Source organism: Microcoleus sp. T2B6, assembly GCF_036700475.1.
Classification (GTDB): Bacteria; Cyanobacteriota; Cyanobacteriia; order Cyanobacteriales; family Microcoleaceae; genus Microcoleus.
The window spans coordinates 51,247-59,393 of sequence record NZ_JAUBOZ010000046.1; the positions used below are offsets into that span (position 1 = coordinate 51,247).

The window sequence follows — 8,147 nt, forward strand, 5'->3', positions numbered from 1 at the left end:
AGGAGTTGAAACGTTTTATGGGAGGTTTTGATGGTAGTTGATTAGGTAGGTATCCAATATTGGTTGAACCATCTCTCTCACACCGCGATTAATCGTTGATTTAGCTGAATTCAATAATATAGCCAGGCTATTACCTTGATCTTTATTTTGTTTCAAGAATCCGTCAGAAGTTTCTTCAAGCTGTGCGGCAAATTCTCTTAATTCCGCAGCTATCTGAGCGGGTGTTTTATTCACCTCGCCTCCAACTCCCGGTAGAAGACCATCGATAATGTTGGCAACGTTATTGAGCATTGCTTCAGCATCATAAGTTTTAAGGATTCTAGTAGATACTTCTTCAGGATTCAAGGCGGCTCGAATCGCTTCCATAACGGTAACTTGCTGGTTAACCTGTGCTTGCAGTGTGCTGAAAACAGGTGTTATAGCTTCCATTGCTTCTATGTTACCAAGAGCCATGAAATAGTTAAATGCACGTTTGGCCGCTTTGAGATATTTCCCATCTGGGTTATAGCCTGATTCCGGGTCTTTTTTGTTATTGAATACCAGCTCGAATACCTCTTTACGCATTGTACTGGCATACCAACCCAGTTTTTCCTTGGGAAATGTTTCGGGCTGCTTAAGGATAAAGGCAGTCTGAAACTCCGCTCCACCCGGTCGAGTTTCCAAAGGAAGATTTGTGGTGCTTGTATCTTCTTCGATTAGGTAAAATTCTGCATCCTCAGAGAAAGGCTGAGTAGAGAAAAGAATCTCTCCAGTAGTTGCCTGTTTAGCGGAGATGCCTAAAACCTTAGTAATGCCGATAAAACGGTTTCCATCGACCTTCGCCCGCCAGAAGGTATTGATAAAATCCCGATCTGTCCCATTTAATCCTTGTAATGCCTCCGAAATTGTACTGCGATTATTTTCAAGTTCGCTAAGACTCTTATATACTAATCGCTCTCCTTTGGAACTTCTAATCATAATCTTCTCAAATTCAACTCTTGGGTTTGTTTGATTGCGTCTTACAAAGTCGATAAGAGTATCGACAATAGCTGTCGCTGCGTTTTGAGCATTGGGAGCGGATACGTCAAACGTTTCCACATAATCGATATCGCCGGGATAAGGTTGAACAAGCCCTTGAGCGGTAGTCCCGCCAAAACCCAACATGGTCTTGAGCTTAGTACCTGCGGGTAAATTTACTCGTTGGGAAGCAAGCTCTCTACCAATATCGAATACAGCTCGTTTTTCGAGCGGTGCGATATTCCATGCAACAGAGCTACTACCATAAAAAGTTTGAAAAAGATTTTCGTAGTTGATTTCAAAGATTAATCTGCCTCCCTCCAGCTCAACGGGACTAACATTCACTTCATCTCCATATTTATCTCTTTGAACCTCAACTGAGATTTTTCTTAACAGTCCATCCCGTTGTCTAATAGGTCTTTCAAGAAGTTTGTCCACGTCGTTGGGATTGTCTGCTGTATCGCGCATTTCGACCAGCTCTGCGATCCTCTGGCTTAGCTCCTGCAACCTTTCCTTCTCATCTTCTTGGATACTCAAGCTTGCTGCCATTCCCCAAGGGCTTCCAGCCGTTGCGATCGGACTGTGCTTGCTATCAAACACACCGTAAGTAAACTGGTTGCGAGGCCAATCCCCCGTAACAATCCCATAGTCAGCAGCGATACTAATTGCTGGGTTAATATCGTCAATTGGAACGCTTTGGAATTTACTCGAGCTGACCGGACGGCTCGTGGCAGGATTGAAGTAAGGCGATTTGACACCTCTGTCGAGGTTGTCGATTTTAAAATCTCCAGGGTTTTCCAGAGTTCTGATAATTTCCTCGACATCGAAGACATAGACACCCCCGTCGCCGCTCAGGGTGGGGTAGGAAGCATAGAGGTATTTGTTATCGTTAGAAAGTACCAAGTCAGTGGTTGCCCCTTGCGGTATCGGTCGAGTCGCCGCCACCAGTTTCGGAGTGGGTCCAAACGGGTCTTTAATGATGCCGATATTGCTTCCTGCCCGCACCCCGTCTATGCTCTCAACTCCGGTTTGCGGACTGTCGTTTTTCGCGGCCACAAACGCATAGGACCCATCGCGCATCACCGTGACAGCCACCGCCCGATTGACATCAAAGTAATCTAGGGAACCGCCCATTAGGGGGTCACCCAAACTTAGCGCCGCATAATCGTTGGCAGTAGCGGCAAAGCTAGTGGGATCGTCGTTGGTAATTGTTAATACGCCAAAGCCCTTACTATCATTACTGGTGTTAGTAAAGGTCATCCGATTCGGCTCGGCGGTAGCAGCCATTCCCTGCACCCCAGCAAAAGTATTTACCACACCAATCTCCTGATGCCACTTGCGGGGGTTCTGGCTTGGATCGAGAGGTTGGTCTTCAGGATCGATATTCACCGCGATAATCTGGCTAGTTGGAAAGCCCGGTGCAGTGGCGAAGAGCTTGCGCCCGTCACTGCTAATAGCTATTTCATTTAACCCACCCGTTACTGAGCTTAGGGAGATAGTCTGGATGACCTGATGATATTCTTCGGAGAAGGGGTCGATGTCCAAAACATAAATGTTTCCTCGCTTCCCATCAGAGATGTAGGCATATTGGTTGCGGGGGTCGATGGCAATTGACCGAGGCGTTGCACCAATAGGCAAATCGATCGGGTTGATGCCGGGGGTATCTGGTTTGGTGTCCACCTGTTGCAACACCATCGGATCGACCAATGCCACACGACCAGACTGCTCCAGAGCCACGTAAACGCGGGTTCCGTCACTCGTCACAGCTAAGTCTCGCGGTCTGTCGATCGCGCCATCTCCCACAGGAATAGTAGAAAGCAGTAAATTAGAACTGCTAGAAGCTGCCACAACCGACTCGGGATCTGTACCGTCTAAAACTGCAACAGCATCAGCTCCTTTTAGCGCCGCAAAAACATACTCAGCTCCCGCGTCCAACCAAATGGGATTGCTGTTGTATTCGATCTCCTCATACACTGGTTCCGTCAGGTTCTGATCGACCAGTTGATTCTGCCGTCTGGATAAGGAAATGTAAGACTCACCCAAAACTACAGTATTAGGTACTTTAACTGCCACTTCAAACTGGTTGTCTCCCAAAGTTGCGCTAAGGTTGGGCAATATTGCCTGTTCGTAAACGCGATCGCCAACGTAGAATTTCACAACTAAGTCTTCGAGCCGGCTGCCCTTGGGATCGCCCAAATTGCTCGCCAGAACGTTACTGGCTTTGAGGAAAAGAATCGGTTCGTTACCCTCAAAGGGTTGATTGTTTTCGTCTTTGAACTTCAGAGAGGCTGCTTGAAGTTTAGGTGCGGCTGCGGAATTGGAAGCTGCTGGTGTTGGTATATTTAGGTTGGCTTCCAAAGTCGCAACGCCGTTTGAGTTTCGTTGGACGCCCAACTCAGTAACTATTGGCAATCCCACTTTAGGGATCGCGATTACTTTGACTGAAGAGATGTCGTAAGAAACTGTAAACCCAAAATTGGTGACAAAGTTGCTTGGATCGATCAACTGACCGATACCTCCCAAGGGGTCAATGATACCAAAAAATGCTAGGGGGAAATCGTAGTTAAGGGTGAGTTGACCTTTGACTAAGGTGGCATCTCCGGTGGGACTTGAATAGACAATTATATATTCGCCTGGCCTGACAACCCCTGGATAGGGTGGCGAGGAGGTACGAATTGTGCCGTCATCCCCAACTACACCAGATTCTTCTTGAAGCCAGATTGGTTTCCAGACACCAGTTTCATCCGGTAACGCACCCTTCCGCATGAAGTAGACCTCAGTTCCCGCAGGTAAGCCCTCTGGTGCTGGCACCGCTAATTGAACGGGCTGTTCCAGAGAGCTATCGCCAAAGTTCAAATTAAAAGCCCCGGCAAACTCAAATCCAGTCGGGACTGGCAGCGATAACTCGGAGCGATTTAAGGAAGCAATGCTGACATTTGTATCGCTGTTCAAAGCGCCGGGAGGCATCATCACCATAAGTTCTCCGTCGCTTGAGAGGACGACGCCGCCAGCAGCCCCCACGGTTGCAGGCCCGCTTCGCGGCGCTTCGACTCGCACTGGAATTGTTGCTTCTGCTGCACCGTAAATCGCAGTCACCGCAGCATCGCCAACGCCGACTGCTGTAATAGTGCCGTCGGGACTGACCCTCAAGATGTTGCTGTTGTTGCTAAAATAGCGCGTACCCGTACTGGCTGCGGTTAAGTTGACCTCGCTCAACCCAGGGTTCAAGCCGAGGGACAGTTTCCGGGTTGCGCCAGGTGTCAGGGAGACGGCATCCGGGTAGGGGTCTAGTCCGTACATTTCGGCTAGTATCTGATGCAATTGAGCGTCTGTTGTCGGTTGCGGCATCGCCCCAATGCGAATTGGGGTCACTGCTTGCAGGTTGTTTCTACTCGCGCTCAAAATCGAAGTGCCGTTGGTTAAACCTGTCACTTTCCCGGCTGCGTCTATTGGTGCTACTTCTGGATTTATTGAAGTGTAAGTTAAATAAGAATCTGGCAGCACTACACCTTTTTGGTCGGCAAAATCTCCGAGCACAACTAATTCCGTATTTTCTCCTGCATTGAGGATCGGATTTCGCTTCACAAAATCTAGATTCAGCAGGGGAACATCGCTGACGTTGACTGTCACCCGCGCGGGAGTTGAACTCCCAAAAGCGTCGCTGGCAAGGAAATCAAAGCTGGCAATTCCAGAGAAGCCGATTGCTGGTTTAAACGATGCTTTGTTCGTTAAGGGATTGAAAATTACAGTGCCGTTTACTGGATTGAGGACGCTAATTGTCAGGGGGTCGCCCTCTGCATCTGTGGCCTGATTGTCTAATGAAATAGTTGTCTCTAATTCTGTATAAGTCCGAGCGCTTGTCGGTGAAACAACGGGCGGATTGTTGTCAGAATTCGGGGGATTGGCTTCGGCGAGCAATTGTTGTCCTAACGGAGTATTGCGCCATTCTCTGTCAGGATTGATGACTGTATCTAGCAGCGGTGCGTTTCCTATTGCGCCACTAATTTTAAAGATTAGGTCATTGTAATCTCTGTCTGAGTTGGCGGCCGACATATCTTCGAGGGCAAAGGTGTTGCCGGTGCCGGTAATGTCGGCTATTTGTAGCAGATGAGCGGTATCGTTGGGATTGGCTGTGGCGATACTGAATAAGGGACGGTTTTCGGGGAACAAATTTCCCGAATATGAGGATTGGAAGGATGATTGTATTGTAGCGTTGGGGACTAACATGACGGCAAAGGTGTCGCCTGGTAGCATGGAGAAAGTTTTGATACCCTGATATTCGCCGCTGCCCCAATCCCCGTCGAACGGCATCGCACCGGTGAATTTGGCTCCTTCTTTCGAGTCGCTGATGACAATATGTCCGTCGGTGGAATTGCTTAAAACTCTACGGGATGCTTCGGCAATGAATTCTGGAGTTCCTGGTGTAAATGCTTCCATTCCTGACAGGCTGAAAATGCCAAGCTCGCCTTCAAAGTAGCCACCGTCAAACTGATAGTCAAATTTGACTTGTCCGTTGGCATTTTCTACAAGGAAAGTGCCGGGACTGGGTGAGTTGGCTGCTGCTGCTATTGAGAGATTTGCTTGGGGATTGGTATTGCTTTGGAAGTTGTCGGCACGCTCTGTTAAATAGGGCTGACTGTCTGCAATACCGTCATAAAATTGAGCCGATTTTTCTGCCTCTAACGACAGTAAACCGCTCGATATATCTGCGGGTTTTGGCGCAATTTCGGTATCGGAATACCCGGGTTGAGATCCGGCAGTTTCTGTTGGAGTTGAATTGCTATTATAATTGTTTGAAGTTGGTGAGGGTGGGGATTTAAGAGTTGAGGGTGAAACGCTGGTTTCGACTGAGGCTATCTGTGCCGTACCTGCTGCTGTTTCTGATGGAGTTGAGAAAAGTGCCGGTATGGGAGAATCGGTTTGTACGCTAGAGTTTGAGTGGGAAATTAGCGGGTCGGGAGCGAGAGAATTAACGACAATTTCCGGGGGGTTTTCAGTCTCTAATTCTGCTGCTGTGAAGGTGACAGCGATGTCCGTATCAATTGTATCCGCAGTGAATTCTGCAAGAGCGAGAGCGTCTGTTTTTGGTGGCAATTGTTTGCTTTCAAATTCGGCTGTTATTTCAGCAACAGGGATATCGCGTTCAACCGTATCATCCGCTTCGGGTGTAGCAACAATTGACTCGGTTTTTGTCACCAATTGTTCTGTTTCAAATTCGGATGTTATTTCAGGGAAAGCGGTATCATATTCAATTAAATCGGCAACCTTTTCTGTTTCTGTAGCAATAATCTCAGCGGTTGTTGTGGGAAATTGTTCAGTTTCAAATTCGGCTGCGGTTTCGGTAACAGCCCGGTTATTTTCTTGGGTATCAATAGCCTTAGATGCGGGAATAACTTCAGTAATTTGGGTCGGCAATTGTGACGCAGCATTAGAAAGATTGTCATCGGTTTCTCTTGGCAATTCTTCGCCAAAATTATCGGCAAGCGAATCTGTTTTTGCAGGAGGCTGTGACGCGATAGAAGTAGGATAGCAGAGTTTCAGCGGTTGGTGGAGAAGCAGCATTATTTACAGCGTAGTCGGCTTCAGCCGGCAATTGAGGAATGCGATTAGTTGCAGTTGTGTCGGTTTTAATTAATTCAGCACCTGCTGACTGGCTGACAATAAATTCTGCTGATACTGGCAGTTCAATTTCCGAATTTAATTCAGTAGGGATAACACTGGGTGTCTCTGGGGGAGAGGCTGTTTGTTCTATTTGTTGCGATTCTTGACTATCAGATTTACCAACTGTTGATGTTTCTGTTGGTGGTGATTCTTGGCTGTCTGAGTTAGCAACTGTTGATGTTTCTGTGGTTGGCGATTCTTGGCTGTCTGATTTACCAACTGTTGATGTTTCTGTTTGCTGAGGTTTTTGTTGGTCGTTATCAGCAGTTATCGATGGTGTTTCTCCCTGGAATTTATCACCGGAATTGGTAACAGTTGATTCTCGGGTAAATTTCGGCTCTGATTTATCCGATTCACCCTTCAGTTTTTGAATTAACTGGGAGTGAATTGATGCGGAGAAGGGGTCAACTAATTGGCTGAGGGGAACGATTTTGGATGTAGCGCCCGTGACTCGGAATGTGATATCATCGTAATCGCGATCGCTTCCTTGAATCAGTCCCATGTCTTCCATGACAAAGAGTTTACCTTCTCCTGTAATATCGGCAATTTGACCGATACTGAAGCCGTCGCTGGGATTGTCTGTCGCTATAGAAAATAGGGGTTTTTTGTCGCCACCGATTGCGGGGTTGTCGTATACTTGTTGTACGGTGCCGTTGGGGACTAGCATGAAGAAGAATTTGTCCCCTGGCGTCATGGCAAATGTTTTTGTGCCGAGGTATTGCCCGGAATTGAGGTTTTCTGAGCTGTTAGGATCGGTGTAATATGCTCCTTCTAAATCGTCATCCATTGCGATGTAGCCCTTTGTCGAGTTGCTTAAAGCTCGACTTGCTGCTTCTTTGATGAACGCCTCGGAACCGGGAACGAATTTTTCCATTCCGAGTAGGCTGACGATGGCTAGTTGTCCGCTATACCAGCCGCCGTCGGATGTGAATTGTATGCCGATTATTCCTTTTTCATCGACACTGAATGCGTTTGAGTCAAAGTTGATGTTGGTTGGGGGAGTTGAGGTTTGATCGGGTTCTGGGGTTGAGGTTTTATTGGGTTCTAGATTAGTGGCTGTATCTAAGTTTTTGGTGGTGGAGATTTCGGTAGGTGAAGTTTTGTTGGGTTCGGATTTGTCAGTCGTTGATGTAGTCGCAACTGAGGTTTTGTTGGATTCTGATTTATCAGAAGCTGACGCAGTTGGAGGTAATGTTCGATCTAGTTCAGGGTTTTCAGCGGCTGATGTAGTTGCAGGTGATGTTTGATCTGGTTCTGATTTATCAGTCGTTGATTTAGTTGCAGGTGATGTTTGATCGAGTTCAGGGTTTTCAGTGGCTGACGCAGTTGCGGGTGATGTTGTATTTTCTCCTGAATTGTCAGACGTTGATGCAGTTGCCGGTGATATTTTGTTTGGTGATGACTCGAAGAAGAGTGTAAGCTGTTGTACCTTTAAATAGGGTATAATAAAAAAGGAGTTTAGTCAATCTCTACAAAAATGCCAGCTAAAA

General features: G+C 47.2%; 3 protein-coding genes. 1 reads left to right on the forward strand and 2 read right to left on the reverse strand.

Annotated elements, in window-relative coordinates:
* Positions 1-15: 15 nt before the first annotated feature.
* Together QUA00_RS20165 and QUA00_RS20170 are read right to left on the reverse strand one after the other, a co-directional pair.
* Positions 16-6,558: a DUF4114 domain-containing protein gene (locus QUA00_RS20165; protein ID WP_333410913.1), complete on the reverse strand. Its 6,543-nt coding sequence runs from the start codon at positions 6,556-6,558 to the stop codon at positions 16-18.
* Positions 6,470-7,531 (reverse strand): DUF4114 domain-containing protein, encoded by a 1,062-nt coding sequence (locus QUA00_RS20170; protein WP_333410914.1) that lies wholly within the window; start codon positions 7,529-7,531, stop codon positions 6,470-6,472. Before QUA00_RS20170 ends, QUA00_RS20165 begins: the two co-directional genes overlap by 89 nt.
* Positions 7,532-7,709: 178 nt before the next feature.
* On the opposite strand from QUA00_RS20170, the gene QUA00_RS20175 reads away from it, so the two are divergent.
* Positions 7,710-7,904 (forward strand): hypothetical protein, encoded by a 195-nt coding sequence (locus tag QUA00_RS20175; protein WP_333410915.1) that lies wholly within the window; start codon positions 7,710-7,712, stop codon positions 7,902-7,904.
* Positions 7,905-8,147: the final 243 nt, after the last annotated feature.

Bases quoted from the DNA above. Each gene is read 5' to 3' on its own strand.
- QUA00_RS20165 (WP_333410913.1), bottom strand. From the start codon at position 6,558: ATGCTGCTTCTCCACCAACCGCTGAAACTCTGCTATCCTACTTCTATC.
- QUA00_RS20170 (WP_333410914.1), bottom strand. From the start codon at position 7,531: ATGGAAAAATTCGTTCCCGGTTCCGAGGCGTTCATCAAAGAAGCAGCA.